Genomic DNA, 26,040 nt, shown 5'->3' with positions numbered 1-26,040 from the left:
GGCCTGGGACGAAGCCTACGGCCTGCCCGTGCTGCGCGGCGAGATCGTCACCGGCCGCCTGGTGTACCTGGCGGTGCGGCGGCACTACGAGGACCTCGTGGCCGGGCCGAAGCGCGGCCTGGTGTTCTCGCCGCCGCACGCGTTGCACGTCATCCAGTTCATCGAACGGTTCTTCGTCCACATCAAGGGCCCGCTCGCTGGCCAGGCCATCCTGCTGGACCCGTGGCAGCAGTTCTGGACGGCGGTGCTGTACGGCTGGCGTTACAAGGACACGGGCCTGCGCCGCTTCAGCAAGGGTTACGAGGAGGTCGCCCGCAAGAACGGCAAGAGCACATGGAAGGGGCCGCAGGGCGCCTACCTCTTCATGATGGACGGCGAGGTCGGCGCCGAGGTCTACGCCATGGCCACCACGCGCGGCCAGGCCATGACCGTGTTCAAGCCGGCCTTCGACAACATGAAGCGCTGGGTGCGCCGCTCGGGGGGCATGGCGCGGTCGCTGCGCATCTATAACGGCCTCAACCAGGAGAAGGCCGAGCTGGACGGCAGCGTGTTCGAGCCGCTGCCGGCCAACGCGGAGAACCAGGACGGCAAGAACCCCTCCGCGGTGCTGTACGACGAGCTGCACGCCGCCCCGTCGCGCGAGGTGTGGGACGTGATGGAGTCGGCCTTCGGCGCCCGGGCGCAGCCCCTGCTCTCGGCGATCACGACGGCAGGCTTCATCCTCGACGGCATCTGCACCGAGGTGCGCGGCTACCTGATCTCAGTGCTGGAGGGCAAGCGTCAGGACGACAGCTTCTTCGGCTACATCTACACGCTGGACCCGGGCGATGACCCCTTCGACGAGCGCGTGTGGCCCAAGGCGAACCCCGGCCTCGGCAGCGCGAAGCGCATGGAGTACATGCGGGGCATGGCGCGCAAGGCTGCGGCATTGCCCGGCGCGAAGGTCAACTTCCTGACCAAGGACCTGAACGTCTGGTGCAACAGCGCCGACGGCTGGTTCGAGCCGGACGTCTGGGACAAGGGCGCCGCGTCCTTCGTGCCGGCAATGCTGCGCAAGCGCCGTTGCTTTGGGGGCCTTGACCTGGCGAGCACGCGCGACCTGACGGCCTTCGTGCTGATCTTCCCGCCGGACGAAGAGGACGGGGAATGGCATGTGCTGGTGTGGACCTGGTGTCCCCAGGCCAAGGTCGACGTTCAGGAGCACGACGACGTTGCGGCCTACAAGCGCTGGGCCGAAGAGGGCTGGCTGACCCCGACGCCCGGTGACGTGACCGACTACGCCCCGGTCAAGGAAGCCATCCTGCAGGCGGTGCAGGACTTCGACGTGGAGTCCATCGGCTTCGACCCGTGGAACGCCCAGCAGCTGTGCAACGCCCTGATGGACGCAGGTGTGCCGCTCGTGGAGATCCCGCAGAACACCGGCGGCATGTACCCGGGCTCCAAGCTGCTGGAGGCACTGGTCTACAGCCGGCGCCTACGGCACTCGGGCAACCCGGTGCTGCGCTACTGCGCGATGAATGTGGCGCTGCTGTTCGACACGAACGGCAACTACCGCCCGGACAAGAAGAAGAGCCAGCAGCGCGGCCGCATCGACTGCGTCGTGGCGCTGGTGATGGCCTTGAGCCGCTTTGTGAAAACGGATGGGGAGCCGGACGTGTCCGGCTTCTTCTCCAACCCTGTGGTGCTGAACCGATGACCAACCGATCCAAGCCGCCGATGCTCGCGCGCATGGCGACGGCCGTGCGCGCGATGGCGGGCGGCGTGAGCGTCGGCGACGTGGCGGGCACGCGCCGCATCCTCGGCGATGCTGGCGGCGGCGCTGGCGTGCGCGTGGACCACCAGTCCATGCTGACGCTGTCGGCCGCGTGGGCCTGCGTGCGGCTCATCTCCGAGACCATCGCCACGCTGCCGCTGGGCATCTATGAGCGCGGGCCGAATGGAAAGCGCGCAGCGCCGCAACACCGGCTCCACTTCATCCTTCACGACCAGCCCAACGTCGACAGCACGGCCTCCGTGTTCTGGGAGGCGGTCGTTGCTGCCATGCTGACGCGTGGCCGTGCCCGTGCCGAGAAGCTCAAGCTGGGCGACCGTGTCGTCGGCCTGCGCTTCCTGGCGCCTTCCCGGTTGAGCGAGTCCAAGCGCCTGGACGGAACGACCGTATGGCGCTACGCCGAGAAGGACGGCCGCCAGCGCATCATTCCCGACGCGGACGTGTGGCGTATCCCGGGCTTCTCGCTGGATGGCGAAGAGGGCGTATCTGTCATCCAGTACGGCTCTGCGGTGTTCGGCGGTGCGCTGGCGGCGGACAAGGCGGCCAACAACGCCTTCCGCACGGGGCGCATGCAATCGCTCTACTACAAGGTCGCCACGTTCCTCACGAAGCCGAACCGGGATTCGTTTCTGGCCCACCTAGAGGAAACGCGACTCAAGGGCGGCATCCCGCTGCTCGAAGGCGGCACCGACATCGGCGACGTCGGCATGTCCGCCGCCGACGCCCAGCTGCTCGAATCCCGCGGCTACAGCGTGGAGGAGGTGTGCCGCTGGTTTCGCGTGCCGCCCTGGATGGTCGGCCACACCGAGAAAACCACCAGCTGGGGCAGCGGCATCGAGCAGCAGATGATCGGCTTCCTCACTTTCACCCTGGGGCCGTGGCTCAAGCGCATCGAGCAGGCCATCAGCAAGGACCTGCTGTCGCCCGCCGAGCGGGTGCGCTTCTACGCCAAGTTTGCCGTCGAGGGCCTCCTGCGCGCCGACACCGCTGCGCGCGCCGCGTTCTACACGGCCATGGTCAACAACGGCATCTTCACCCGCGACGAGATCCGCCAGTTGGAGGACCGCGAGCCCCTGGGCGGTAACGCTGCAGTGCTCACCGTGCAGTCCGCCATGACCACCCTGGACGCCATTGGCCAGGGCACCAACGACTCCCAGCAGGTCCGCGCCGCGTTGCGCGCCTGGCTGGGCCTTCCCGACGAGCCGCAGAAAGGCTGACCCATGAGCTTGAAGACCCTTCCGGGCGCCCCGCAAGGCCGCCCGAGCGCCGGCGTGCGCAGCGAGATCCTGCCGCGTGCCCTCGACCGCTGGCAACCCGGCATCCGGGCCGCCGCCGATGGCGCAGGCGAAGACCGCACCATCAGCATCTACGACGTCATCGGCTACGACTACTGGACCGGCGACGGCGTCACGGCGAAGCGCATCGCCGGCGCGCTGCGCAACCTGGGAAAGGGGCCGGTCACCGTCAACCTCAACAGCCCAGGCGGCGACATGTTCGAGGGCCTGGCCATCTACAACCTTCTGCGCGAGCACGAGGGGGAAGTGACGGTCAAGGTGCTGGGCTTGGCGGCCTCAGCCGGCTCCATCATCGCCATGGCGGGCGACAACGTGCAGGTGGCGCGCGCAGGCTTCTTCATGGTCCACAACAGTTGGGTCATGGCGGCCGGCAACAGGCTCGACCTGCGCGAGATCGCCGACTGGCTGGAGCCCTTCGACGCCGCCATGGCCGACATCTACACGGCCCGCACCGGCCTCAAGACCGACGCCGTTGCCAAGCTGATGGACGCCGAGTCATGGATCGGCGGCAGCGCCGCCGTCGACCAGGGCTTCGCCGACTCGCTGCTGCCCTCCGACCAGGTCGGCAAGGGCGACACCAAGGCCAGCGCCTCGGCCGTGCGCCGGCTGGAGGCCGCGCTGCGCGCCGGCGGCATGCCCAAGTCCGAGGCGATGCGCCTCATCTCCGAATTCAAGTCCAGCCCGGGCGATCCGGCTGGCAGCGGTGAGGGTGATCCCACCGGACGTGTCCAGGGCGACCCGGGCGCTGATGTTCTCGCGGCCCTCCAGGGCTTCTCTCTCTCCCACTGATCTCCTCCAACTGAAAGGAAACCCTCTCCATGCAACGCAAGTTCCTGGCGGTCGCCGTGATCGCCCTCTGTGCCATTGCCATCGGCGCCCAGGCCATGGGCGTCGACGTGCAGGGCGTCGCCCACGCCTTCGTGCTCGCCCACCCCGAGATCGCTCTCGGCCTTGCCGGTGCCGCCTTCATGGGCGACACGCAGAACTTCAACCCGACCGAGATCAAGGCCGCGCTCGACAAGATCAGCGGCCAGGTCAAGGAAGCCGGCGAGAAGGCGCTGGCCGAAGCGGCCAAGGGCATCCAGATGTCCACGGCCAACAAAGAGAAGGTCGACGAGCTGCTCATCAAGCAGGGCGAGCTGCAGGCCCAGCAGCAACAGGTCGAGCAGCTGCTCGCCAAGGTCCAGACCGCTGCCGCCGGCCATCAGCCGCGCCTGTCGCTGGGCCAGCAGTTCGCGGCCGACGAGAAGGTCAAGGCCTTCACCGGCCAGGCCACGCCGCGCGGCCGCGTGGACATGACCGTCAAGGCGGCCATCACCTCGGTGACCACCGACACCGATGGCGCCGCCGGCGACCTGGTGGTGCCGACGCGCCTCGCGGGCATCCTGTCGCTGCCCGAACGCCGCCTCACCGTGCGTGACCTGATCACGCCCGGCCGCATGGATGGCAATGCGCTGGAGTACGTCAAGGAAACGGGCTTCACCAACAACGCCGCGCCCACGGCGGAAGGCGCCAAGAAGCCCGAGTCCACGATGAAGTTCGACCTGGTGTCCACCACGGCCAAGGTCATCGCCCACTTCGTGAAGGCCTCGCGCCAGATCATGGACGACGCCTCGCAGCTGGCCAGCCACATCGACGGTCGCATGATGTACGGCCTGGCCTTCAAGGAAGAGCAGCAGCTGCTCAAGGGCGACGGCACCGGCCAGAACCTGCTGGGCATCATCCCGCAGGCCACGGCCTTTGCGGCGCCCTTCGACCCCGCCGGCACCGAAACCGCCATCGACAACATCCGTCTGGCCTTCCTGCAGGCCGAGCTGGCCGAGTACCCGTCCACCGGCGTGGTGATGAATCCCATCGACTGGGCGCGCATCGAGCTGCTGAAGGACACGACCGGCCGCTACATCATCGGCAACCCGCAGGGCGTCATCGGCGCCACGCTGTGGAATCGCCCGGTGGTGGCCACCCAGGCCATTGACGTGGACAAGTTCCTGGCCGGCGCGTTTCGGCTCGGCGCGCAGGTGTTCGACCGCTGGATGGCGCGCGTCGAGATCGCCACCGAGAACGAAGACGACTTCGTCAAGAACCTGGTGACCATCCTCGCGGAAGAGCGCCTGGCCCTCGCGGTCTACCGCCCCGAGTCCTTCATCTATGGCGACTTCGGCTACGTCACCTGATCCCTGGCCCTACGGCGGCGGCGGGGCGCGAGCCCCGCCCGCCTGCAAGGAAAAACCCATGCTCATCAAGTTCAAAGCCCCCGACCCGCGCGCCGGCACCACGGCCGACATGGACAGCAGCCGCGGCCAGTACTTCATCGACACCGGTGCCGCCGTCCGCGTCAAGGCCGATGGCACCGAAGAGGTCGCGCCGGCCCCCCGAGCCCCGGCTCCGCCTGCCGGCGGCAATGCCAAGCCATCGGATGGCCTCACGGTTGCCGAGATCAAGGAGGCCCTGGCCGCGCGCGAGATCGCCATCCCGGACGGTGTCACCCTCAAGGCTGACCTGGCCGCGATGCTGGACAACGCACCTGCGTCCTGATGCTGCTCGACCTGGCCACCGCCCGCCGTCACCTGCGGGTGGACGACGACTACCCCGAGGCGCAGGTGCTGCCCTACCTGCTCGCGGCGGAGGATGCGGCGCAGCAGTTCCTCAACCGCGCCGTGTACGCCACGCAGCAGCAGCTCGACGATGCCCGTGGCACCGTCACGACGCTGCTGACGGGCGCCGTGGCGACGCGCGAGGCCGCCTACGCTGCGGCCGACGCCCAGGCGGACGAGGATGTGCGCTGCATGCTGCGCGGCCAGGCCGTGCACACGTATGCACAAGCCAAGACCGACGCCCAGCGCATCGCCCTGGGCATCGTGCTCAACGACAGCATCCGCGCGGCCGTGCTGCTCACGCTGGGCCACCTGTTCGAGCACCGCGAGGACGTGGCGGCAGCTCTGCAGGAACTGCCCAAGGGCGCGCGCTCGCTGCTGTGGCCCTACCGCATCGGGCTGGGGGTGTGATGGACATCGGCAAGCTGAAATGCCAGGTGCAACTGCAGCGGCGCGTATCGGCGACGGACGAGGCGGGCCAGCCGATTCACACCTGGCAGGCGCTCGCCACTGTCTGGGCAGATGTTCGTTTCCCTGGCGGCCTCGAAGCCATCCGAGCGGATGCGCAGCTGACTGTCACACGCGCGAGCGTCCGCATCCGGTATCGCACCGATGTTGACGCGGCCTCGTGCCGGCTGCTGTTCAAGGGGGCCGTCTACGACATCCAGGCCGTGCTGCCCGATGAGGCTCATCGCCAGTACCTGGACCTGGTCTGCGAAAGCGGCCAGAACGATGGCTGACCTGACGTTCCGCGCGGATCTGTCCGATCTGGAGGCCGACTTCGACGTCATCGCCGAAGACGCCCTCACCGCGGTGCGTCCATCGGCCCAGGCAGGTGCACAGGTCCTGTACGAAGAGGTTCTGTTGCGCGTGCCGATGAGCCCGAATGGCCACTGGTTCTACGGTACGGCCGCCAAGAAGGCGCCGCCGGGCCAGAAGCGGCAGTTTGCCTACTGGTTCGAGTCGGGGTCGCTTCGGCGCTCCATCTACCAGGCCTATTCCAAGGACCACAGCGGCCCTGCGTTGGCCACATATCACATCAGCTGGCGGCAGGCAGACGCGCCCTACGCCTTCATGGTCGAGTTCGGCACCGCCACCGCGCCCGCGCATCCATTCCTGCGCCCCGCATGGGACGCGAAGAACGTCGCCGCAGCCGAAGCCATGTGGGCCAAGTTCCGAGAGCTGATGAAAGGAGCCATGTCTTGAGCATCGTCGCCACCATCACCAGCACCCTCAGCGGCTTGGTGCCCGCCCCTGGCGCGGAACCGTCCCACCGCTGCTACGCCGACGTCATGCCCGAGTCGTCGAAGGCGCCGGCCGTGCCTGCCATCGTGTTTCAGCGCGTCGGCGGCGGCTCCATCGTGCTGCTGGAGCAGGAAATGCCCGACCTGCGCAACGCGCGCATCCAGATCACCAGTTGGGCCACCACGCGCCTGCTGGCCGAGCAGCTGGCCGACCGCGTCGAGGAAGCCATGCGGCTCTCTCCCGACCTGCAGGCCACGCCTCTCGGCGAGCCCATCGACCGCTACGACAGTGACACCAAGTTGCGCGGCAGCACCCAGGACTTCTCGGTCTGGTTGCCGCGCTGATCCGTTCCCACCCCGCCCCTCCGGGCACCACCCTTCGAGGTTTGCACCATGAGCAAGTTCGCTGTGCCCAACGGCACCATCATCCATCTCTCCACCGCCTTTGGCTCGGCCATCGCCATGACCGACGTCAGCAATGACAACCCGGCCGAGGCCACGCTGGCCGCGGCGCATGGCGTCCTGGCCGACGACTACCTGGAACTCATCTCGGGCTGGTCGGGCATCGATGGTGCGCTCACCAAGGTCGCGGCGGTGGCCACCAACGACGTGACGCTTGGTGGCATCAACACCGACACCGACGAATACCCGGTGGGCCAGGGCGCCGGCTCGGTCCGCAAGATCACCGCCTGGCAGCGCGTGAAGCACGTCATGACGCCCCAGGCCGGTGGCGGCGAGCAGCAGTACTTGACCTTCCAGTTCCTGGAGGACCTGAAGCAGCGGCAGCAGAAGACCTTCAAGAACCCACTGACCTTCACCTTCATGGTGGCCGAGGGCGATTCCGCTGCCCGCGCCGCGCTGGAATCGGCAGACGGTGACACCGACCAGCGCGCCCTGCGCCTCATCCTGCCCAAGGGCATCGGCGAGATCCTGCTCAGCGGCCAGGTGTCGTTCAACAAGATGCCCACGCTGACCGTCAACGAGCTGATCGGCAACGCGGTGAGCGTGGCCGTGACCGCCATCACCCGCATCTGACGCCATGGCCAAGTTCCGACTTAAGGCCGCGCCGACCTTCGACGCGGCCGTCAAGATCCCGCTGCCCGGCGGCGAAGTGGGAGAAATCGTCTTCACCTTTCGCCACCGCACCAAGGCGGAACTCGACGCCTTCATGGCCCGCCTCCAGACGCTGACCGATCCCGAGGCCATCCTGGAGATGGCAAGCGGCTGGGATCTCGAAGAGCCCTTCACCATCGAGAACGTCGTGGTGCTGCTCGACAACCACTATGCGGCGCCCCGCCAGGTGGTCGACGTCTACGTCAGCCAGCTGTTCCAGGCCAAGGAAAAAAACTCCGCGAGCTCGCCCTTGCACTAGTCATGCCCGGACCGACGCCGGAAGCGGCGGCGGTCTGGGGCCTGACGCTCGAAGAGGCGAGCGGAGACCCCTACGACATCTGGCCCGACAACGCGGAGATCTTCCGCGTGTTCGCGGAGATGGAAACCCAGTGGAACGTCGGCTTCGCCGGTGCCACTGGATTGAAGTACGAGAGCCTGCCCATCGTGCTGCGCATGCTGGGCATCCCCCGCGCGACGTGGCCCGACCTGTTCCAGGGCCTGCGCATCATGGAATCGACCGCGCTGCGTTACTACGCGCACGAACGCGAGCAGAACCGCCCCCCTGAAAGCCCCGCATGACCGATCTGAAGAAACAGATGTCGGTCGGCCTGGACGTGTCCGACGTCGAGGCCGGCACCGCTCGTGGCAAGAAGTCGCTGCAGGACTTTGCCACTGCGGCCACCAGCAGTGGCCGGCAGGCCGCGACGGGCGTGGCTCAGGTGGGCAAGGCGACGGACGATGTCTCGCGCAAGGCGGCCCAGGCCGCCAAGGAGACAGAGCAGTCCACCCGGAACATCATCCAGTCCATCCAGCGCAAGATTGCGCAGGAAGAGGCGGGCAGCAGGAGCGCCGCTTCGTATTTCGAGTCCATTGCCCGGCAGCGCAACGCGGACGTGGCGGCCCTGCGCCCCTACCTGGCCCAGCTGGATGCCGTGGTCGAGAAGAACAGGGCAGCGGCCAGTGCGCTCGAGGCCTCCGGCCCGGCCATGCAGCGCGTGGGGGTCTCTGCGGCGCAGACGGCAGCCGCCATGCGCATGGTGCCGGCGCAGTTCACCGACATCGTGGTGGGCTTGCAGGGCGGGCAGGCGCCGCTGACGGTGCTGCTCCAGCAGGGCGGCCAGCTCAAGGACATGTTCGGCGGCATCGGCGCCGCCGCTCGGGGCATCGGCGGCTACGTGCTGAGTCTGGTATCTCCGCTGACGGTGACGGCCGCCGCGGTCGCCGCGCTGACGTTGGCGATCTACCAGGGCTCGCAGGAGAACGGCGCGTATGTCAAGAGCCTGATCCTCACTGGCAACAGCCTGGGCGTCACGAGCAGCCAGCTGCAGGAAGCCGCGCAGCGCGTGAGTTCGGTGGTGGGCACCCAGCACGAGGCCGCCGGCGCGCTTGCCGCCATCGCGGAGTCCGGCAAGATCCCGCGCGACGTGATGGTCGAGGTCGGTTCGGCCGCCGTTGCGATGAACCGCGCCCTCGGCACGGAGATCGGCAAGGCGGTCGAGACCTTCACGAAGCTGGCCGACGAGCCGACCAAGGCCTCCGAGAAACTCAACGAGTCGCAGCACTACCTCACCCAGGCGACCTACGAACGCATTCGTTCGCTGGAAGAGCAGGGCAAGAAGGAGGAGGCCGCCGCGGTCGCCATCTCCAGCTACGCCGAGGTGGCCGTGGGCCGCATGCAGGCCATCGAGCGCCAGGGCGGTGTTCTGAGCCGGATGTGGAACGACATCGCCCGGGACGCCAAGGAGGCCTGGGACATGATGATGGGCCTGGGCCGGCCCAAGACCGCTGGCGAGGCATTGGCGGACGCTCGGCAGCGTGTCCAGAACGTCACCAATCCCAACTACGCGCCGAACGCTGGTGTGTGGGACAGCATGCGTCTGGCGCTGGGTATGGGCTCCACCGTGCAGGCCGAGGCGCGCACTGCGCTGGCCGAGCAGTCCCGCAAGGCACTGCGCGACATGGATGCCGCCTGGGCGCAGGGCGAGAAGGCGCGCGACGAATCAGCCAAGATCGCTGCGACGGACCGCCTTGCAACGCTGGCCAAGGAGATCCAGTCCAACGCCGACAAGCGCAAGAAGGCCATCGAGCAGCTGCAGGCCGACTACAAGCGCCTTGGCGAAGCCGGCTTCCTGAAGGTCACGGGCGGCAAAACCCTTGCCGAAATGATCGACGCCGCGAACGAGAAGTTCAAGGACCCGAAAGAGCCGAAAGGCAAGGCGTACCAGGACGATGCCGCCACTCGCTTTCTGGAGACCCAGCGCCAGGCCGAAGCCGCCCTGCGCGGTCAACTCGCTGGCGAGTCGAAGCTCACCGAAGCGGCGCGCGAGCAGCTCAAGTTCCAGCAGCTGATTGCCGACCTCAAGGACAAGAAGGTCCTCACAGCCGACCAGCGCAGTCTGCTGGCGGCCAAGGATGCCATCGCCCAGCAGCTGCAGCTCAACGTCGAGCTGTCGAACCAGGTCGAGTTCGAGAAGAAGATCGAGGAGATCGTCCGGAAGTCCAAAGAGGAGGCCATCGAGTTCGGTCGCCAGATGCAGGCGATCAACCTCTCGATTGCCGACTCGGCGAAGAACAGGGGCGAGCAGTACGACCGCACGCTCGGCGCCTTCGGCCTGGGGAACCGGGCCCGCGAGGAGGTCGCGGCTCAGAAAGAGATCTACCGCGAGTTCGAGCGTTACCGCCTGGCGGCCACCAAGCAAGCCGCCGAGAAGAATCAGCTGGGCAGCGATGCCTACGCCGACGAGCTGTCCAAGATCAACCAGGCGCAAGAAGATGCGCTGCGCAGTCAGGGCGAGTACTACGCCCGTCTGCGTGAAAAGCAGGGCGACTGGACGCTCGGTGCGCGCGAGGCCTTCGCGAACTACTCCGACTCCGCCAGGAACGTCGCGGAATCCACACGCTCGGCGTTCGAGCGGGCCTTCGGCGGCATGGAAGACGCTCTGGTGTCCTTCGCCACGACGGCCAAGGCGGATTTCAAGGGGCTGGCCAACAGCATCATCGCGGACCTGATTCGCATCCAGGTGCGTGCGGCAATGGCAAGCATCCTCGGCGATGGCAAGGGCGGCGGCTTCAACCTCGCGGGCCTGTTTGGCGCGGCTGTTGGCTCAGCCGCTGGCGGGGGCGGAGGGGCCGGTATCACGGCAGTGATGGGCATGCCCGGAGCCACCTGGGGTGGCGGTGGAGGCATCACGGCTGCTATGGGTATGCCCGCCGCTGCTTGGTCGACGGGCGGCTACACCGGCGCCGGCGGCAAGCTTGAACCCGCCGGCATCGTGCACCGCGGCGAGTACGTCATCAACGCCGACAGCACCTCCAAGATCGGCTTGGCAACGCTGGAGCGCATCAACCGCTACGGCTACGCCGCTGGCGGGCTGGTGGGCGCGTCTGGCCCTGCCGGCAACGGTGCGCCCATGGCGCTCAACCTCATCAACCAGTCGAGCGTACCCATGACCTCTGACAACGTCAGCTTCGACGCGCAGACGCGCACGCTCATCATCCGAGACGCCGTCAGCGCGGCCGCGGCGCAGTGGCTGGACCCCAACAGCCGCATGCGCAAGAACTACGAGCGCGGCTACCGCGCGCCGAAGAACCGGCCATGACCACGCCCCGCATCCCTCGCGGCCTGCGGCTGGTCACGTCGAACTATTCGGCGGGCGACCCCGGCGGCGTCCGGCGTACGGCCGTCGCCGGCGGAGCGCCCCGCTATGCCCAGGACTACGCCCGTGGCACGCAGCAGTTCCGCGCCTCGATGATCCTGACGGCGCCGCAGTACGCGATCTGGACGCTGTTCTACATGCACAAGATCGGCCGCGGCGCCATCGGCTTCGAGATGGACCTGGACAGCGGCCAGGGCGTGCGTGCACACGTCTGCAACATCGTGCCGGGCAGCTACTCGGCGGAGCCGGCCGGTGGGCGCGTCTGGACCATCACCTTCGTGCTGGAGGCCGAGCCGAGCGTCTATGAGTTCGATGAGGAAAGCGCCTCCGACGTGCTGGAGCTGTGGGACGAGGTCGGTCCGGATCTCGATGCGCTGCTGCGGCGCCTGGCCCGCTTTGCGCTCTCTGATACCCGCGTGCTGGAGTTCTGACCCATGTCCCTCGACATCGAGCAGCGCCTGCGCGTGTTCTTCGCGTCGGCGCCTCAGACGGTGCACGCCATCCAGACGGTGGAGCTCTCCCACTCGGCCATGCCGCAGGTGTGGCGGCTGTGGCGCGAGCCGTACGCGGGGCAGATCGCCATCGAGGACGGCACGCTGGTCGACGTGCTGCCGCTCAACCTGCAGGTTGGGCTGGCCGACGTGCAGGGCAACCTGGACCGCAAGTACGACATCCACCTGGACACCACCGATGTGCAGGACCAGTTCCGCGAGTCGATGGCGGCCATTCCGCTGGACACCGACGAGAAGGTGCGCTGCGTGTACCGCGAGTACCTGAGCGACGACCTCACCGCGATCCAGGCCTTTGCGGTGCTGGAGGTGGAAACCGCCAGCTACCAGGTGGGCGCTGCCACGCTGAGCGCGCTCTATCCCCGCTGGAATGTCACCCGCACCGGCATCCTCTACACGACGCGCGACATCCCCATGCTGCGAGCATTCCTATGAACATCGCCACCTACCTCGCTCGCGTGTACCCGGATCCACCGTGCTGGGCGCTCGTCGCCGATGTCTACACGGCCGAGCTGGGCCAGCGCGTCGACGAGTACCGCACCATCAACAACAGCACGCGCGCCGTGGCCAGGGCCTTCCGCTTCGCGCTGCATGCCAGCCAGCACGGTTTTGCGCAGATCGCCGAGCCGCAGGAGTGGTGCGTGGTGCTGATGGGAAAGAGCGCGTCCCTGGGCCTGCACCACGCGGGCGTTTTCGTCGAGGGCAAGGTGCTGCACGCGCTGCCCGAGGGCAACCTGCACCAGGACTTGGCCAGCCTGCAGGACGGTTACCCGCTCATGGAGTTCTGGGCACGATGACCACCACGATCCGGCTCTACGAGCATCCGTTCGCGCCGACCGAGCCGCGCATCTTCCGCGCGGACAGCCTGGCGGAGTGGCTGCTGGCCCACTACGGCGCGAAGCCCCGCTGCGCGCTCCAGTTCTACGCCGGTGAACCCAGCGCCGACGCCGAGGTCGAGCAGACCGCGGAGGCCGTGATGGCGGCGCCGGCGGGCGTCTACACCGTGCTGCAGTCGCCGGGTGACCCGGGGTCGGCGGCTGCGGTTGGCCAGTTCCTGTTCACCGCAGTGGTGGGGCTTGCGGTGCAGGCCATCACGGCCCCGTCGCCGACGATGCCGAACAACGTCAACCGGACGCAGGAGAGCCCCAACAACGCGCTCGGCCAGCGCGAGAACGGCGTGCGGCTTTTGCAGCGCTGGGAAGACATCTACGGCACGGTGCGCGCGGTGCCCAGCCAGCTGATGGCGACCTACCGCAAATACATCGGCAACGAGGAGGTGGAGTTCGGCTACTACTGCATCGGCCGCGGCTACTACGACGTGACCGACGTGCGCGATGCCGACACGCTGCTGAGCTACATCCGTGGCGCCGGCTGCAGGGTCTATGCGCCGTTCACCTCGCCGAATAGCGGCGCGCCTCAGCTGAGCATCGGCGAGGCGATCACCGACCCGGTGCTGACGGTGCGCCGCTCGCAGGAGGTCGACGGCATCACGCTGTTCGCGGCCAACCAACTCCAGCTGGCTCCCAATGCGCTCTACCTGCTGGCCAGGTCGGGCCCGGCGCGCGTTGTGTCGTCGTCCATCGCCGGCGGCACGTACTCGATCCCCGCGTCCAGCTACGACCAGATCCTGCAGCTGCAGCCGCAGCCGAACGTGGGCTCGATCTCGGAGATCGGCCAGACAGTCACCATCGCCGGCGTGCCGGACGAGCCTGTGGTGACCGAGCGCACCGACGCGGTCAAGGTCGACGCGGACACGCGCACCTACACCGTGTTCGGCTTCACGGGCGGCGAGGCCCGGCCTGGCGACTCGATCACCTTCTCCGGCCTGGCCACGCCCGGCAACAACGGCACCTTCACTGTGCAGTCGGCCAGTGGCAGCGATGTGACGGTGGTGGAGGGCGGCCAGACCACGACGACGGGGTTTGAATACGACGTCGACATCACGGTGACGCACCCAGTGCCCAGCTTCAACGGCTCGCGCATCATCCGCGCTGTGGAAGACCAGCGCCTGGAGCTGACCACTGCAGTGTGGGAAGTGGACCGCCTCTTCGAGGTCGATTCGCCCGTCACGATCACAGTGCTCAACGGGCTCACGGACTGGACGGACTGGTTCACCATGCCCGCCACAGACCGGAACCGCGTGTGGGCCAACTTTCTGTGCGCTCAGCTGTACGCGGAGAACGGCGGCAAGTTCGTCACGACCGTGGGGTACGAGGTCCAGGTCGAGCGGCTGGACGGTGCGCTGAATCCTACGGGCCAGGTTGAGACCTTCAGCTCGGCCATGTCCGCGGCCAGCACCGCGCAGCAGGCCGAGACGGTGGAGCACTACACCGGCTGGACGGGCCCAGCGCGCGTTCGGGCCCGGCGCACGACGCCGTTTTTGTACGCCTGGCGCGGCACGCTCGTCGACGAGGTGAAGTGGGTCGACCTTTTTAGCGTCAGCCCCGTGGCCAAGGCGCATTTCGGCGCGATGACCACCGTGCACACGATGACGCAGGCCACGACCCGCGCCACGTCGCTGCGCCGGCGGCAGCTCAATGCCCTGGTGACGCGCCGCATCCCGGTGTGGACCGGCAGCGGCTTCAGCGGTGCTTTCGATGCGGAAGGTCGCCATGTGTCCGGCGAGATCTACGGCACCGGCTACCTGCGCGACGTGCTGGCAGCCGTCTCCCTCGATCCGGTCTTCGGCCGGCGCGCGCTGGCCGAGATCGACATGGCCCAGATCAGCGCGACGGCCGCGCAGGTGGCGGCGATGCATCCCGAGGCGGCGAACTTCAGCTACACCTTCGACAGCGACGAGATCGGCTACGAAGAGGCGGTGTTGATGATCGCCAGGGCTTGCTTCTGCGAGCCGTATCGCCAGAACGGCCGCCTGCGCATCGCCTTCGAGCGGGCGCAGGCGGCGCCGGTCGCGATGTTCTGCCACCGCAACAAAGAGCCCAACGCCGAGACGATCACGCGCACCTTCGCCAACGATGCCGATTACGACGGGATCGAGCTGGTGTACCAGGACCCGGACACCGAGCAGGCAGAGACGATCCGCCTGCCCGTGGGTGGCAACTACTCGAAGCTCAAGAAGATCGAGCGCCCGGGCATCCGCAGCTTCGCGCAGGCCTGGCTGCACGCCTGCCGCGAGGAGCGCAAGCTCAAGGGCATGCGCCAGACGCTGGAGAGCAGCGTGACGGCGGACGGCCGCGCGCTCATCCCGCTGTCGCGCTTCGACTCCGTCGACAACACGGTCTTCAAAAGCTACGACGGCGAGGTGATCGGGCAGGCCGGCCTGGTGCTGACGCTCAGCCGGCCGGTGGTCTTCGAGGCCGGCGAGCAGCACAGCATCCTCCTGCAGCGCCGCGACGGCTCGGTGCAGTCGATCCTGGCCACGCCGGGCCCGACGGCCCGCCAGGTCGTTCTGCAGGCCGTGCCCGACGAGGCGCTGGTGCTGGTGCCCACGCCGGAGGAGGGCATCCGCACCAGCTTCAGCTTCGCCAGCAACAGCACGCGCCTGGCCCAGGCTTGGTTGCTGCAGGAGATGGACCTGAAGGGTGACCCGTACGTCCGCCTGATGGCGGTGAACTACTCGGACAGCTACTACGAGATGGACACGCAGCCCATCCCGAACAAGGAAGCGGTCATCAATTGACCGCGACAACAACGCCACCAGGCCGCTCTTGAGCGGCCTTTTTCATTCTTAAGGACCATATGGCCGGATTGACTTTCCAGACCTTCGACGACGGTGCAAAGGACCTGAAGCACATCGAGGATCTTGCAACGTCGCCATCGCCCACGGCGACTGACCGCAAAGGGCAGACCAAGAAGACATGGGCCGGCATTGAGCAGGACCTGGGTGCTGATTACGCACAAACTGTGACCGGCGCCAACCGTCTCGCAAGTGAGGTCGCAGCGGGGCAGGCCACAGACGCCGCAACGGTTTCACTCTCAACCGTGAACATCAAGGCATCTAAAGCGCAGGCGCTGGCAGATCTGCCGGACGAGGGTGTTGCCACGATTCTTGCGGCAGGCGTGGATGGCCTCACGCGGACGACCACATATGTCAAGCGGGGCGGCCAGCTGGTGCCGGTTCTGGATCCTCTCAGCGGAAGTGAATTCGATGGCCTCATCGGTCAGCGTCCCGGTGGGGGCATTACGAATTTCGTCGCTCAAGACGGTACGACATCCGTCGCAGGCGTCACCAAGGATTCCTTCCAGGCGGCAGCATTCGACGTCGGCGGCAAGCTCTACGGTACACGGCTCCTGCATTCCAGCGAGCCGTTGATCGTGACGGGTGCCGACGGATCCAGTGCGGTCAGGTTCGGGCGGCGGGGCGTGGAAGCCACTTATGCCGCGCTCAGCGAAGTAGAGACAAAAGTGCTGCGCGCCCGCCGTTTCGCCCCCCGGGTAGCACAGGCCTTCCCGGCCGAGATCTGCCACATCATCATGTACGGCCAGTCGCTGTCCATGGGCGAGCGTTCTTTGGTGGGCGCAAGCGCGGCCATCAGCACCACGCAGCCATTCGATAGCCTGATGTTCTCAAGCGGCACCCGCCCTGATGTGTACGGGGACGCGTCTCCCTATGCATCGCTCGTGCCGCTGGTGGAGAGCGTCCGCGTTGGCATTGATGTGGCTGCTGCCGGCATCTCAAACCCAGGCGAAACGCCACTGTCTGGCTGCTGCGACCAGATCAAGCGCGAGCTGCTGGCCGATGGCGTCGCACCGGGCGACTACCCCTTCCAGCTCCTCGGTTCCTGCGCTGGCCGCGGCGGCACCCCGCTGACTGGTCTGGTGAAAGGCACCGCACCCTATGCCCGCCTCATTGCCCAGGTGACGGCAGCCAGAAATCTGGCGACGACGCAAGGCAAGACATACGTGCTGCTAGCCGTCCCATTTCTGCAGGGCGAGAACGGTCCATTCGACCGAACCGAATACAAGAACATGCTCCTGCAGCTCTTCGCGGACATCGACGCCGACGTGAAGGCCATTACCGGCCAAGTGCAGGAAGTCCTGTTCCCGATGTATCAGACCGCGGGCGTCTACAACTTCGGAGCGGCCGGCGCGCAAGCCGACGTCGCCGAGGAGCTGCCAAATGCATTCGTGGCGACTCCCGTGTATCCGCTTCAGACCGTGCTTGCGCCTTGGAACGATGGCGTTCACCTGTCGGCCGAGAGCAGCCGCCTCATGGGTGCTCACATCGGGCGGGCCATCAAGGCGCATGCCATCGACAGCCGGGTCTACACGGGACTTCGTGCCTCCGCCATCCGCCGCGCAGGTCGAATCATCACCATCGACCTCGACGTGCCGGGCAGCAAGGCCGTCATCGAGACCTGTGACACGGCTACTGGCAACCCGCGCCGCGGCTTCGCTGGCTTTGAGTTGGCGGTTGATGGAACGCTTATCGAGTCGGTCTACATGGCATCAGCCAAGCGGATCGTCATCCGCTGCACGGCGGATGTGCCAGTGGGTGCGCGCCTCCTATATGGCCGATTGGGGGGCAACGTCCGGGACGACTCAGGCGATGTCGAAACTGTACTGATCGACGGTATCGCCGTTCCGCTGGACAACTACCTCCAGTGCTTCGACATCACGTTTACCACCTAGGAGTAACGCATGCAGATCATCACTCGTACGCCAACTTTCCAGAACCCTGTCGCGTTCGCGAAGCCACCGTTAGACGTTGCCGCTGCATTCAGCGGCGCCTGGGCGGGCGAGGGCTCGCTCAGCAGGTCGTTGAGTTTGGGAGGCGTGCCTAGTTTTTATGGCGGAGGCCCTGTCGTCTTTGAGGATTTTGGTGTTCGCCTCACAGGCCCGGCTGCGATCAATCTGGCAACGCCAATCGTGACGGCTTCCTATTCCGCGTGCACGGTCTTCAACTCCGATTTCCCTTCCGGCGAATCGTCGGTGCGGCTTCCCGTGTCGACGTGGGACAACGTAGGAGGCTGGAGTGGTCTGATGGTAGCCCCAACGGGCAATGCGTCGATTGGCGTTCGAACAGGAGACACAACCGACGAAACGATTGACACCAACGTGCGCGTTGCGGGTCGCGACATCTTTGCTGCGCTGGTGGTGTCCGGCACCAGCCTGACGTTGTACGTCGGCAATGGCGGTCGCCTGCAAAAGTACCTTTACTCGTCCACGGCGCCGCAGATTGCGCCGCGCGGACCGTTCCGCGTCAACGGCCTGGCTCAGACCAGTGACAAGACCTTCATCAGCCGGGCCGTCGAGGTGTATGCCGGCGCTCTGTCTGAAGCGCAGGTGCTCGGCCGCTACAAGAGCTGGCGGCTCTTCTTCCTCGACAACCTCGATACCCTCATCTGAGGGCGGGCCGATGCACATCAAACATCTGACACCGGAAGTTCTGCGCGGCTTGAGCGCCGCTGCTGTGCCGACGCCCGAGCAGCAGGACCGCCTCGAAGTGCGCCTGCTGACGGCCTTCGTCACGCTGTCCTTCATCAACGACCTGGCCGGTCCCATCACCTACATCTTCCGGCTCGCGCCGTCGATGCTGCACAAGGTGGCGGCGCTGGAGCATGGCCTGCCGGGCGCACACGCCATCGGCTTCGCATTCATCGTGTCGCTGCTGCTGATCGTGCCGCATGCCGTGGCTCTGGCGTTCTTCCCTGGCTCGCTGGCAATCCGCTGGCCTCGCAAGCTGGCCACGCTGGCGGCCGTGATCTCGGCGTTCACCTGGGGCTATCTGGGAGTGTTGTCGCTGCCCCTGCAGACCAGCGGCGCGCTGTTCTGGCTTTACGAGCGCCAGGGCATCGAGAGCGTCGGACTGGCCTTCATCTACGCCATCTCTCTCAACGCGCAGCTGCTGCGCGCCATCTACAAGGCTGTGAACACATGAAGCACCGGCTCTTCGTCAACGTGGCCATGTGCATCTGCTTCTATGCCCTCGCCCGCTTTGCCTCCGCCGCGACCTTCGCGCAGGAGGTCTACATGTGGGACTACGAGAGCCTGGTCACGGCCGCGGTGGGCGGCCTGTTCGGCGGCGTCTTCAAGACCATCTTCACGCTGGCCAACGACAACCGTGCCGTCTTCCTCGTGTTGAAGGAGTCGCGCCGCGACCTGGTCACAGCGCTGCTCGCAGGACTGGCGGTCTACGTGCTCATGATCATGGTGGAGTCCAAGTGGCCCGGCACGGTCACGCGCGAGCTGCGATTCGGCGGCGTTCTGATCGCGGGGTGGATGGGCAATGCCTTCTTCACATGGGTGCGCACTTTGGCCAAGGCCAAGCTGGACCAGCAGGCCGGCCGGCTGCGGGCCGGCGTGCCGCTCGATGAGCCGCCGTCGTCCGCGGTGGTGCCCCTGGCCGACAACCCGCCGCCCACGGCGTCGACGATCAAGGAAGGCTGAGTTCCATGGCTACCGATGATGGGCCCAACGCGGATCGCCGCGTTGGCGAGGATTGCCACGTCCTCAATCACTACTACGAGGCCTGCAGGCTGCGTGCGTACCCGGATCCAGCGTCACCGCTGTTTGCCGCGCTGCGCCGCGCCGGCATCGACCCTTACAACCTGTCCGGGGTTCCGGCTGGCTTCGCCGGCGTCAGCGGCGTGCCGTGGACCATCGGATGGGGCGACACGCAGGACGTGAGACCGGGCCTGGTCATCAGCCAGGCCGATGCGGACGCGCGCTATGCGCGGCGGATCGTGCGCGACTTCGAGCCGGCCGCTCGAGCTGCGGTGCAGGTCGACCTCGACCAGCGGCAATGGGATGCGGTGGTCTCCACGGTCTACAACACGGGCCCGGGCGGCCGCGGCCGCGATGGCATCCTCTTCCTGGCCGATGGCCGGCCGAGCACCTTCCTGCGCAAGCTCAACGCCGGCGATGCACAGGGTGCTGCCGACGAACTGCCGAAGTGGGTCCGAGCTGGTGGCCAGGTGCTCAAGGGCCTGCAGCGGCGCCGGCACGCCACGCGCCTGGTGTTCCTGGGCTTGCCCGCGCGCGACGCTATCGCGGCCGCCGAACTGGCCTTTCCATGACTGCCGCGATGCAGGCGCTTCTGGTGGCTCTGGCCATCAGCGTGGCCGGCAACGCCGGCATGGGTTGGGCTTGGCTGCAGGCGCGCACCGCGGCCACCGAGCTGCGTGGCCAGCGCGATGAAGCGCGAGGCGATGCTTCGGCCTGCAGCGATGCCACGCAGGATCTGCGCGACCTGGCCGACCAGCGCGCTGCGGCCGCGAAGAAGGACCAGGCCGCAGCGGCCGCCAAGGCGCGCGCGCACCAGGCTCTGGCGCAGACGATCCTGTCCACGCCGCCGGCCGTGCCCGGCGATGCGTGCGCGAGCGCCCAGGCGCGCGTCGACGCCTGGTTGAGGGGAAGGGCTGCGCCATGACCCGCGTGCTCTTCCTGGCCCCGCTGACGGCCGCGCTGGTGGCATGCAGCACGGCGCCGTCCACCCGAGTCAGCGTGCCGCTCCCGGTCGAATGCCGGGTACAGGCGCCGCCGCGGCCCGTCATGCCGACCGATGCGCTTCGGTCGGGCGTCGACGTCGACCACTGGGTGCAGGCGGCTCAAGCTGAGCTGCTGCTGCGTGAAGGATACGAATCCGAGCTGGAGGCGGCGTTGGCCGCGTGTACTGCGCCCCTGGGGCGCTAGATCGAGTCGGGCGGCAGCAGCCCGATCCGCTCCATGTACTCCCGAGAGGATCGCATGCGCCAGTCCTCTCGCGCCGCCGGTGCCGGCGGCGCCGGCGGCGCAACCGGGTCGGCTGCCTGCATCTCATCGAAGAGCACGGGCAGACACCACCAGGTCTGCGCAAAACGCTCTCGCCGGATCGTCTTCGGCTCGTACGACGACTCGCGCAGCTCGAAGCCGGTGATCAGCACCCCGCGGTCGATGATCTTGACGACCCTGGCCAGCTGCAGCGGCGGGATTACGAAGCCCTCGCGTGAGTCTGGCCAGCCAAGATAGGCGGACATGCGCTTGCGCGCGGGCCGAGGGTCGAAGTCTCGCTCTTCCATGCGCAGCCGGCCGACGTGGACGTCTGCTGCGATCCACGTCTTGTCCATTCGGGTGCCGCGAAGGCGAAGTCGGTGTACTGCCCACATACTGATAATCCGTACAGTATTCTAGGGCGGTTTCGAGGTTCGGCGGGTGCCTGTCGTGGCGTAGCTTTTGGCGTAGGTCTGCTGACGAGGCGTGCTTTTTCAGAGTAGCGCACGCCCCGCCATCATCGGCGTATGGGCGGAGAAGTCGGCGCTGGCCGGCGGCGGCAGGGCGGTGCTCGGGTCTTGCAATTGCTTGTCGATGTCCAGGGGCCGCGCATGCCTGCTGCCGGATGGCGAATGCGGTGCGCGAGGTCGGCCCGCTGCGGTGCGGGATGACGAAGGGCGTGGATTATCGACCCGGGCGCCCTGTCCTCAGCGCCACAGGTTCGTGCGCGCCAGCTCCACCACCTCGTCCCCACGCCCATTCATGATGGCCTTGAGCAGGTACAGCCCGAAGCCCTTGGCCTGCTCCGCCTCGATCTTGGGCGGCAGCACCAGTTCCTGCTTGGCGGTGACGACGTCCACCAGCGCCGGGCCGTCGTGCGCGAAGGCGGCGGCCAGGGCGCCGTCCAGCTCCGTCGAATCGGTGACGCGGATGCCGCGCACACCCATGGCCGTTGCCATGGCCGCGAAGTCCGGGTTCGCCAAGTCGGTGCCGGTGTCCAGGTAGCCGCCGGACTTCATCTCCATGGCGACGAAGCCCAGGCTGCCGTTGTTGAAGACGATCACCTTCACCGGCAGGCCCAGCTGCACCAGGCTCAGGAAGTCGCCCATCATCATGGTGAAGCCACCATCGCCCGAAAGCGAGACCACCTGCCGTCCGGGCGCTGCCGCCTGCGCGCCCATGGCCTGCAGCATGGCGTTGGCCATGGAGCCGTGGTTGAAGGAGCCGATCAGCCGGCGCCGGCCGTTCATCCTGAGGTATCGCGCGGCCCATACCGTGGGGGTGCCCACATCGGCCGTGAAGACGGCGTCGTCGGCCGCCATGGCGCTCACCCGCTGCGCCACGTACTGCGGATGCAGCGGCCGGCCGGTACCGGCAGGCACGGCCAGGTCGTCCAGGCCTTCGCGCGCCTTCGCGTAGTGGACCAGTGCGCCGTCGAGGAAGCGCCGGTCGTCGTGGTCCTGGAGTCGCGGCAGCAGTGCGGCGATGGTGTCGCCCGCGTCGCCGACCAGGCCCTGCGCCAGCGGCGCCCGGCGGCCCAGGGCGCCGGGGTCGCGGTCGATCTGCACGATGTGCGCATCCTTCGGATAGAAGGCGCGGTACGGAAAGTCGGTGCCCAGCATGAGTAGGGTGTCGGCGTTCTCCATGGCGTGGTAGCCGGAGGCGAAGCCGATCAGGCCGGTCATGCCCACATCGTAGGGGTTGTCCCATTCCACATGTTCCTTGCCGCGCAGTGCATGAACGATGGGCGCCTTGAGCCGCTCGGCCAGAGCCACCACAGCGTCGTGATGGCCGGCGCAGCCGCTGCCGGCCAGAATGGTGATGGCGCGGCTGCCGTTCAGGTGGGCGGCGAGTTCGTCAAGCGCGGCGTCGGGCGGCACGATGCGCGGCCGCGGTGCTAGGGGGACGCGGGGCGCCGCGTCGACCGGCGCAGCGGCCAGCGCCACATCGCCCGGGATCACCAGCACCGCCACGCCCCCACGCCCCACGGCCGTCTGGATCGCGCGGTGCAGCACGGCCGGCATCTGCGCGGGGTTGGAAATCAGCTCCACATAGTCCGCGCATTCGCGGAACAGCTCCTGCGGATGCGTCTCCTGGAAGTAGCCCAGGCCGATCTCGGATGACGGAATGTGCGCCGCGATGGCCAGCACCGGCACCCGGTTGCGCTGGCAATCGAACAGGCCGTTGATCAGGTGCAGGTTGCCGGGCCCGCAACTGCCGGCGCAGACCGCCAGCCGGCCGGTCAGCGCCGCCTCGGCGCCTGCGGCGAAGGCGGCCGATTCCTCGTGCCGCACATGCATCCATTCGATGCGGCCCAGCCGGCGCAGGCTGTCGTTCAGGCCGTTGAGGCTGTCGCCCGTCACGCCCCAGATGCGCTCGACCCCGAGGTCGGCAAGGCTGTGGGCGAGGAGGTCGGCGACGGTGAAGGGCATGGCAGCTCCGGAATCAAGGGTAAATGCGAATGGACGCGCATTCATCCTAAGAATTTGGCCGGGGCGTTGGCGTAGGAACGGAGCGACAGGGGGACTCGATGTCCGCCGCGTGCGGGCACGGCGGCTAGACCCGTGGCGCCGCGGTGCCTCCGCTCCGATGACGCTGGCCGCTGGCGCCTCGCGCGTTCAGGACCAGCCCACGCGCCCCTGCGCTGCATCCGTGATGGCCGCCTTCAGCGCGGCCGCCGCGTCGTCGACCACCTCGAAGCGAAGTCGCACGAGGCTGTCGTGGGTCACCTCCAGAAGAGCAGCACCGGCGTGCGCCAGTTCGCGGCGGACGGTCCCTTCCAGGGCATAGGGCACTTCGCAGCTGAGCGTGACGCGCCGCTGCAGCGGCACGGTCTGCGCGGCCTTCAGCGCCTGCGCGACGGCATCGGTATAGGCGCGGACCAGGCCGCCCGCGCCCAGCTTCACGCCGCCGAAGTAACGCACGACCGTGGCCAGAACGCCTTCGAGCTCATGATGGCGCAGCACCTCCAGCATCGGCCGGCCGGCGGTGCCCGTGGGCTCGCCATCGTCCACGGCAGCGGACTGGCCGCCCGCCATCAAGGCCCAGCAGACGTGGGCCGCATCCGGATGCTGCGCCCGCAGTTGCGCCACGATGGCCTGCGCCGCAGCCCGGTCGGGCACCGCCTGCACGCAGGCCAGGAAGCGGCTTTTGCGTACCAGCAGTTCGAAGGTAGCAGGCGCCGCGATGGAGAAAGGCATGGGAAGGCGGGCGACAGGCTTGGTGACGGGAGGGTCGGCGATGATGCCGCAGGCCGAATGGCGGTCGAGAGGAAAGAGAGAACAACGTGATCGGAAACCTGCTGACGGCCCTGGTGGCCCTCATCCACGTCTACATCCTGGTGCTGGAGATGTTCTTCTGGGATACGCCGCGCGGCCACAAGGCCTTCGGCCTGACGCCGGACTTCGCGCGGGCGACCCGCGTGCTTGCGGCCAACCAGGGGCTCTACAACGGCTTCCTGGCGGCGGGCCTGTCCTGGGGCCTGTGGCTCGGCGCCGCGGGCATCGCGGTCAAGCTGTTCTTTCTGGCCTGCGTGGCGGTGGCAGGGTTGTATGGCGCTGCCACTTCGAGCCGCAAGATCCTGTTCGTGCAGACGGTGCCGGCCCTGCTGGCGATGGCGGCGCTGTTGCTCGGCTGAGACGGGCAGGGTCGGCACTTGCGGTGCTCCCAGTGGCGTGAGGCCCGTTCGCTGCCTCGACTCAGCCCAATGCCATCACCCCCGTTCGCGCAGAGCCTGTCGAAGCGCCAGCGCGGGGCTTCCACAGGCTCAGCCCGAACGGCGTTGCGCGATCACAGGGCAATGGTGGCAGCTGTTCCCTACACGGCTGCTGCCCGCGCGAGCGCCTGCTGCGTCCAGCGGACGATGTCCGCGGCGCCCATCGCCCCGGGCTGGCGGGCGATCTCCCGGCCACCAACGAACAGGGCCAGCGTCGGGATGCTGCGGATGTTGAAGCGTGCGCCCAGCCCAGGCTGCGCCTCGGTGTCGACCTTGGCCAGCCGCACCTGCGGCTCCAGGGTGCGGGCCGCCTGTTCGAAGGCCGGGGCCATCTGCCGGCAGGGGCCGCACCAGGGCGCCCAGAAGTCCACCAGCACCGGCAACTGACCGCGGCCCACGTGGCGCTCGAAGGCGGCGGCATCCAGCGCCACGGGATGGCCGGTGAACAGGGGCTGGTGGCATTGGCCGCAGTCGGGCGCGCTGCCGAGCTGGGCCGTGCGCACGCGGTTGGTGGTCTGGCAGTGCGGGCAGACGACGTGCAGGCTGTCGGCGGGGGTGGTGGTCATGGCGGGGTGTCCTTCCTGCGGCGGCAATGGCGGAGACAAGGCGGAGTCGTGGCGGCACGGGCCGCACAGTCAGGCGCCTGACTGGCCTCCGGCCTTTTCGCCCGATGGGGCGGCACCCCCGCGGGCGCGATCCTGTACGCGGGCGATGGCGGCGCGGGCGCTCTGCTCGGCCGCGAGTGCCGCTTCCAGCGGCGCCCGGCACAGGCCGGCGTGCTGGTAGCGCAGGTTCTCGTAGATGGCCGCTGCGGCGGGCGACGCCTGCAGCAGTGGCTGCAGAACGTCCGTGTCCTGGACCTGGTCCAGCGCGGCGGCCAGCCGCTGCGCCACGAGCCGGTACTGGCCGGCATCGGGGTGGCCGCGCTCCATCCGCTCCAGATCGTGAGCGAGCAGCACGGCATGGGGGGTGTGGGTGCGAGAACTGTTCATGCCCTCGAGTTTTGGGGCGTGCAGGCGCTTTGCAAGAGGCGCCCCCCGCGCTGCTGCAGGCGCGCGGGGCGCCTGCGGCTGTGCCTCAGGCCAACTGCCGCAACGGTTCCCGCACGGCGTCGGCCGATGGGGGGCGCACCACGCGGGCCACTTCCAGGCCGTCCTTGAGGAAGACCAGCGTCGGCCACAGCTTGACGCCGAAGGCCCGGCCCAGCGGCCGGCCACTGCCGTCTTCCACCTTGATGTGGCGCAGGCCTTCGGGCGCCTCGGCCAGGGCTTCGGCAATGGCAGGCTGGGCGCCCTTGCAGATGCCGCACCAGTTGGCGCCGAATTCGAGGACGGTGGGGCCGGTGAGGGCGGCCACCTCGTCCTGGCGCAGGCTTTCGGGTTCGTAGGGTCGTGTCATGGGGCGAGTGTGGCAGCGCTGCGTGGGTGGTGTGTGCGGCCGTGCCGGCGAGCGATGTCGGCCGCGGCGTCGGACGACTTCGGGCGGACGGTG

The 26,040-nt window shown here is 67.8% G+C and carries 31 protein-coding genes; 25 read left to right on the top strand and 6 right to left on the bottom strand.

The features are described from left to right. Positions 1-28: 28 nt before the first annotated feature. From BXA03_RS13935 to BXA03_RS13820, 24 genes are read left to right on the top strand one after another with little or no spacing between them, the layout of a single operon-like run. The gene (locus BXA03_RS13935) at positions 29-1,696 is read left to right on the top strand and encodes a terminase large subunit (protein WP_076508759.1); all 1,668 of its coding nucleotides are present in this window, start codon (positions 29-31) and stop codon (positions 1,694-1,696) included. After that, positions 1,693-2,988, top strand: a complete 1,296-nt coding sequence (locus BXA03_RS13930; RefSeq protein ID WP_076508756.1) for a phage portal protein — start codon at positions 1,693-1,695, stop codon at positions 2,986-2,988. The genes BXA03_RS13935 and BXA03_RS13930 overlap by 4 nt, the downstream gene beginning before the upstream one ends. A gap of 3 nt (positions 2,989-2,991) precedes the next feature. Beyond that, positions 2,992-3,855: a head maturation protease, ClpP-related gene (locus BXA03_RS13925; protein ID WP_076508753.1), complete on the top strand. Its 864-nt coding sequence runs from the start codon at positions 2,992-2,994 to the stop codon at positions 3,853-3,855. Between the two features lie 29 nt (positions 3,856-3,884). Further along, a complete protein-coding gene (locus BXA03_RS13920) occupies positions 3,885-5,240 on the top strand; it encodes a phage major capsid protein (protein ID WP_083716078.1) in 1,356 nt (451 codons plus the stop codon). A 58-nt stretch (positions 5,241-5,298) separates the two neighbouring features. After that, positions 5,299-5,601: a hypothetical protein gene (locus BXA03_RS13915; protein ID WP_076508751.1), complete on the top strand. Its 303-nt coding sequence runs from the start codon at positions 5,299-5,301 to the stop codon at positions 5,599-5,601. Further along, a complete protein-coding gene (locus BXA03_RS13910) occupies positions 5,601-6,071 on the top strand; it encodes a head-tail connector protein (protein WP_083716077.1) in 471 nt (156 codons plus the stop codon). The genes BXA03_RS13915 and BXA03_RS13910 overlap by 1 nt, the downstream gene beginning before the upstream one ends. Continuing rightward, positions 6,071-6,400, top strand: a complete 330-nt coding sequence (locus BXA03_RS13905) for a phage head closure protein (protein ID WP_076508746.1) — start codon at positions 6,071-6,073, stop codon at positions 6,398-6,400. The genes BXA03_RS13910 and BXA03_RS13905 overlap by 1 nt, the downstream gene beginning before the upstream one ends. Beyond that, complete coding sequence (locus tag BXA03_RS13900; RefSeq protein WP_083716076.1) at positions 6,342-6,866, top strand: HK97-gp10 family putative phage morphogenesis protein; 525 nt, start codon at positions 6,342-6,344, stop codon at positions 6,864-6,866. The genes BXA03_RS13905 and BXA03_RS13900 overlap by 59 nt, the downstream gene beginning before the upstream one ends. Further along, a complete protein-coding gene (locus BXA03_RS13895) occupies positions 6,863-7,249 on the top strand; it encodes a tail completion protein gp17 (RefSeq protein ID WP_159444719.1) in 387 nt (128 codons plus the stop codon). The genes BXA03_RS13900 and BXA03_RS13895 overlap by 4 nt, the downstream gene beginning before the upstream one ends. Before the next feature lie 48 nt (positions 7,250-7,297). After that, positions 7,298-7,939: a phage tail tube protein gene (locus BXA03_RS13890; protein WP_076508741.1), complete on the top strand. Its 642-nt coding sequence runs from the start codon at positions 7,298-7,300 to the stop codon at positions 7,937-7,939. Between the two features lie 4 nt (positions 7,940-7,943). Then, positions 7,944-8,276, top strand: coding sequence for a phage tail assembly chaperone (locus BXA03_RS13885; protein ID WP_076508739.1), 333 nt, complete (start codon positions 7,944-7,946; stop codon positions 8,274-8,276). A 2-nt stretch (positions 8,277-8,278) separates the two neighbouring features. Further along, positions 8,279-8,596: a DUF1799 domain-containing protein gene (locus tag BXA03_RS13880; protein WP_076508737.1), complete on the top strand. Its 318-nt coding sequence runs from the start codon at positions 8,279-8,281 to the stop codon at positions 8,594-8,596. Continuing rightward, a complete protein-coding gene (locus BXA03_RS13875) occupies positions 8,593-11,616 on the top strand; it encodes a phage tail tape measure protein (protein WP_076508735.1) in 3,024 nt (1,007 codons plus the stop codon). Before BXA03_RS13880 ends, BXA03_RS13875 begins: the two co-directional genes overlap by 4 nt. Beyond that, positions 11,613-12,104 (top strand): hypothetical protein, encoded by a 492-nt coding sequence (locus tag BXA03_RS13870; RefSeq protein WP_076508733.1) that lies wholly within the window; start codon positions 11,613-11,615, stop codon positions 12,102-12,104. Before BXA03_RS13875 ends, BXA03_RS13870 begins: the two co-directional genes overlap by 4 nt. A 3-nt stretch (positions 12,105-12,107) precedes the next feature. Beyond that, a complete protein-coding gene (locus BXA03_RS13865; protein ID WP_076508731.1) occupies positions 12,108-12,617 on the top strand; it encodes a hypothetical protein in 510 nt (169 codons plus the stop codon). Continuing rightward, positions 12,614-12,979 (top strand): hypothetical protein, encoded by a 366-nt coding sequence (locus tag BXA03_RS13860; protein WP_076508729.1) that lies wholly within the window; start codon positions 12,614-12,616, stop codon positions 12,977-12,979. Before BXA03_RS13865 ends, BXA03_RS13860 begins: the two co-directional genes overlap by 4 nt. After that, a complete protein-coding gene (locus tag BXA03_RS13855; protein ID WP_076508727.1) occupies positions 12,976-15,822 on the top strand; it encodes a host specificity factor TipJ family phage tail protein in 2,847 nt (948 codons plus the stop codon). Before BXA03_RS13860 ends, BXA03_RS13855 begins: the two co-directional genes overlap by 4 nt. 59 nt (positions 15,823-15,881) lie before the next feature. Further along, positions 15,882-17,774 (top strand): hypothetical protein, encoded by a 1,893-nt coding sequence (locus BXA03_RS13850; RefSeq protein WP_076508725.1) that lies wholly within the window; start codon positions 15,882-15,884, stop codon positions 17,772-17,774. 9 nt (positions 17,775-17,783) lie between these two features. Further along, entirely contained in the window at positions 17,784-18,491 is a 708-nt protein-coding gene (locus BXA03_RS26560; protein ID WP_143476309.1) for a hypothetical protein, read from the top strand. A 10-nt stretch (positions 18,492-18,501) separates the two neighbouring features. Next, positions 18,502-19,023 (top strand): hypothetical protein, encoded by a 522-nt coding sequence (locus BXA03_RS13840; RefSeq protein ID WP_076508721.1) that lies wholly within the window; start codon positions 18,502-18,504, stop codon positions 19,021-19,023. Continuing rightward, complete coding sequence (locus BXA03_RS13835; protein ID WP_076508719.1) at positions 19,020-19,532, top strand: hypothetical protein; 513 nt, start codon at positions 19,020-19,022, stop codon at positions 19,530-19,532. Before BXA03_RS13840 ends, BXA03_RS13835 begins: the two co-directional genes overlap by 4 nt. A 5-nt stretch (positions 19,533-19,537) precedes the next feature. Next, positions 19,538-20,161, top strand: coding sequence for a lysozyme (locus BXA03_RS13830; RefSeq protein ID WP_076508717.1), 624 nt, complete (start codon positions 19,538-19,540; stop codon positions 20,159-20,161). Further along, a complete protein-coding gene (locus tag BXA03_RS13825) occupies positions 20,158-20,514 on the top strand; it encodes a hypothetical protein (protein WP_234983686.1) in 357 nt (118 codons plus the stop codon). The genes BXA03_RS13830 and BXA03_RS13825 overlap by 4 nt, the downstream gene beginning before the upstream one ends. Beyond that, positions 20,511-20,777 (top strand): hypothetical protein, encoded by a 267-nt coding sequence (locus tag BXA03_RS13820; protein WP_076508713.1) that lies wholly within the window; start codon positions 20,511-20,513, stop codon positions 20,775-20,777. Before BXA03_RS13825 ends, BXA03_RS13820 begins: the two co-directional genes overlap by 4 nt. Here the strand turns inward: BXA03_RS13820 and BXA03_RS13815 are convergent. From BXA03_RS13815 to BXA03_RS13805, 3 genes are all read right to left on the bottom strand, one after another. Further along, positions 20,774-21,190: a hypothetical protein gene (locus BXA03_RS13815; protein ID WP_076508711.1), complete on the bottom strand. Its 417-nt coding sequence runs from the start codon at positions 21,188-21,190 to the stop codon at positions 20,774-20,776. The two genes, BXA03_RS13820 and BXA03_RS13815, sit on opposite strands and share 4 nt — an antisense overlap. 351 nt (positions 21,191-21,541) lie before the next feature. Next, positions 21,542-23,266, bottom strand: coding sequence for a ubiquinone-dependent pyruvate dehydrogenase (gene poxB, locus BXA03_RS13810; protein ID WP_076508709.1), 1,725 nt, complete (start codon positions 23,264-23,266; stop codon positions 21,542-21,544). 186 nt (positions 23,267-23,452) lie between these two features. Continuing rightward, positions 23,453-24,034 (bottom strand): IMPACT family protein, encoded by a 582-nt coding sequence (locus tag BXA03_RS13805; protein ID WP_076508707.1) that lies wholly within the window; start codon positions 24,032-24,034, stop codon positions 23,453-23,455. A gap of 89 nt (positions 24,035-24,123) precedes the next feature. Here BXA03_RS13805 and BXA03_RS13800 point away from each other — a divergent pair, with 89 nt between their 5' ends. Beyond that, positions 24,124-24,471 carry a DUF1304 domain-containing protein gene (locus BXA03_RS13800; protein ID WP_200803384.1) on the top strand — a complete coding sequence of 116 codons (348 nt, stop codon included), beginning with the start codon at positions 24,124-24,126 and terminating at the stop codon, positions 24,469-24,471. Between the two features lie 179 nt (positions 24,472-24,650). Here the strand turns inward: BXA03_RS13800 and trxC are convergent, their stop codons facing one another. The 3 genes from trxC to BXA03_RS13785 form a co-directional block, all read right to left on the bottom strand. Continuing rightward, entirely contained in the window at positions 24,651-25,115 is a 465-nt protein-coding gene (trxC, locus tag BXA03_RS13795; protein WP_076508703.1) for a thioredoxin TrxC, read from the bottom strand. 69 nt (positions 25,116-25,184) lie between these two features. Further along, entirely contained in the window at positions 25,185-25,541 is a 357-nt protein-coding gene (locus BXA03_RS13790) for a hypothetical protein (RefSeq protein ID WP_076508701.1), read from the bottom strand. An 85-nt stretch (positions 25,542-25,626) separates the two neighbouring features. Then, positions 25,627-25,947, bottom strand: a complete 321-nt coding sequence (locus BXA03_RS13785) for a thioredoxin family protein (RefSeq protein ID WP_076508699.1) — start codon at positions 25,945-25,947, stop codon at positions 25,627-25,629. Between the last annotated feature and the right edge of the window lie 93 nt (positions 25,948-26,040).

This window comes from Pseudacidovorax sp. RU35E (assembly GCF_900156165.1).
GTDB lineage: Bacteria > Pseudomonadota > Gammaproteobacteria > Burkholderiales > Burkholderiaceae_C > Xenophilus.
Note: the sequence above shows the minus strand (reverse complement) of the source record. Positions and strands in the feature narration are given on the sequence as shown.

What these genes read in the sequence shown, in the direction of transcription:
- BXA03_RS13920 (WP_083716078.1), top strand. Translation starts at nt 3,885, where the DNA reads ATGCAACGCAAGTTCCTGGCGGTCGCCGTGATCGCCCTCTGTGCCATT.
- BXA03_RS13905 (WP_076508746.1), top strand. Translation starts at nt 6,071, where the DNA reads ATGGACATCGGCAAGCTGAAATGCCAGGTGCAACTGCAGCGGCGCGTA.
- BXA03_RS13830 (WP_076508717.1), top strand. Translation starts at nt 19,538, where the DNA reads ATGGCTACCGATGATGGGCCCAACGCGGATCGCCGCGTTGGCGAGGAT.
- BXA03_RS13825 (WP_234983686.1), top strand. Translation starts at nt 20,158, where the DNA reads ATGACTGCCGCGATGCAGGCGCTTCTGGTGGCTCTGGCCATCAGCGTG.
- BXA03_RS13840 (WP_076508721.1), top strand. Translation starts at nt 18,502, where the DNA reads ATGCACATCAAACATCTGACACCGGAAGTTCTGCGCGGCTTGAGCGCC.
- BXA03_RS13860 (WP_076508729.1), top strand. Translation starts at nt 12,614, where the DNA reads ATGAACATCGCCACCTACCTCGCTCGCGTGTACCCGGATCCACCGTGC.
- BXA03_RS13875 (WP_076508735.1), top strand. Translation starts at nt 8,593, where the DNA reads ATGACCGATCTGAAGAAACAGATGTCGGTCGGCCTGGACGTGTCCGAC.
- BXA03_RS13835 (WP_076508719.1), top strand. Translation starts at nt 19,020, where the DNA reads ATGAAGCACCGGCTCTTCGTCAACGTGGCCATGTGCATCTGCTTCTAT.
- BXA03_RS26560 (WP_143476309.1), top strand. Translation starts at nt 17,784, where the DNA reads ATGCAGATCATCACTCGTACGCCAACTTTCCAGAACCCTGTCGCGTTC.
- BXA03_RS13855 (WP_076508727.1), top strand. Translation starts at nt 12,976, where the DNA reads ATGACCACCACGATCCGGCTCTACGAGCATCCGTTCGCGCCGACCGAG.
- trxC (WP_076508703.1), bottom strand. Translation starts at nt 25,115, where the DNA reads ATGACCACCACCCCCGCCGACAGCCTGCACGTCGTCTGCCCGCACTGC.
- BXA03_RS13910 (WP_083716077.1), top strand. Translation starts at nt 5,601, where the DNA reads ATGCTGCTCGACCTGGCCACCGCCCGCCGTCACCTGCGGGTGGACGAC.
- BXA03_RS13880 (WP_076508737.1), top strand. Translation starts at nt 8,279, where the DNA reads ATGCCCGGACCGACGCCGGAAGCGGCGGCGGTCTGGGGCCTGACGCTC.
- BXA03_RS13925 (WP_076508753.1), top strand. Translation starts at nt 2,992, where the DNA reads ATGAGCTTGAAGACCCTTCCGGGCGCCCCGCAAGGCCGCCCGAGCGCC.
- BXA03_RS13785 (WP_076508699.1), bottom strand. Translation starts at nt 25,947, where the DNA reads ATGACACGACCCTACGAACCCGAAAGCCTGCGCCAGGACGAGGTGGCC.
- BXA03_RS13805 (WP_076508707.1), bottom strand. Translation starts at nt 24,034, where the DNA reads ATGCCTTTCTCCATCGCGGCGCCTGCTACCTTCGAACTGCTGGTACGC.
- poxB (WP_076508709.1), bottom strand. Translation starts at nt 23,266, where the DNA reads ATGCCCTTCACCGTCGCCGACCTCCTCGCCCACAGCCTTGCCGACCTC.
- BXA03_RS13865 (WP_076508731.1), top strand. Translation starts at nt 12,108, where the DNA reads ATGTCCCTCGACATCGAGCAGCGCCTGCGCGTGTTCTTCGCGTCGGCG.
- BXA03_RS13930 (WP_076508756.1), top strand. Translation starts at nt 1,693, where the DNA reads ATGACCAACCGATCCAAGCCGCCGATGCTCGCGCGCATGGCGACGGCC.
- BXA03_RS13890 (WP_076508741.1), top strand. Translation starts at nt 7,298, where the DNA reads ATGAGCAAGTTCGCTGTGCCCAACGGCACCATCATCCATCTCTCCACC.
- BXA03_RS13900 (WP_083716076.1), top strand. Translation starts at nt 6,342, where the DNA reads ATGAGGCTCATCGCCAGTACCTGGACCTGGTCTGCGAAAGCGGCCAGA.
- BXA03_RS13850 (WP_076508725.1), top strand. Translation starts at nt 15,882, where the DNA reads ATGGCCGGATTGACTTTCCAGACCTTCGACGACGGTGCAAAGGACCTG.
- BXA03_RS13790 (WP_076508701.1), bottom strand. Translation starts at nt 25,541, where the DNA reads ATGAACAGTTCTCGCACCCACACCCCCCATGCCGTGCTGCTCGCTCAC.
- BXA03_RS13885 (WP_076508739.1), top strand. Translation starts at nt 7,944, where the DNA reads ATGGCCAAGTTCCGACTTAAGGCCGCGCCGACCTTCGACGCGGCCGTC.
- BXA03_RS13915 (WP_076508751.1), top strand. Translation starts at nt 5,299, where the DNA reads ATGCTCATCAAGTTCAAAGCCCCCGACCCGCGCGCCGGCACCACGGCC.
- BXA03_RS13870 (WP_076508733.1), top strand. Translation starts at nt 11,613, where the DNA reads ATGACCACGCCCCGCATCCCTCGCGGCCTGCGGCTGGTCACGTCGAAC.
- BXA03_RS13820 (WP_076508713.1), top strand. Translation starts at nt 20,511, where the DNA reads ATGACCCGCGTGCTCTTCCTGGCCCCGCTGACGGCCGCGCTGGTGGCA.
- BXA03_RS13815 (WP_076508711.1), bottom strand. Translation starts at nt 21,190, where the DNA reads ATGGACAAGACGTGGATCGCAGCAGACGTCCACGTCGGCCGGCTGCGC.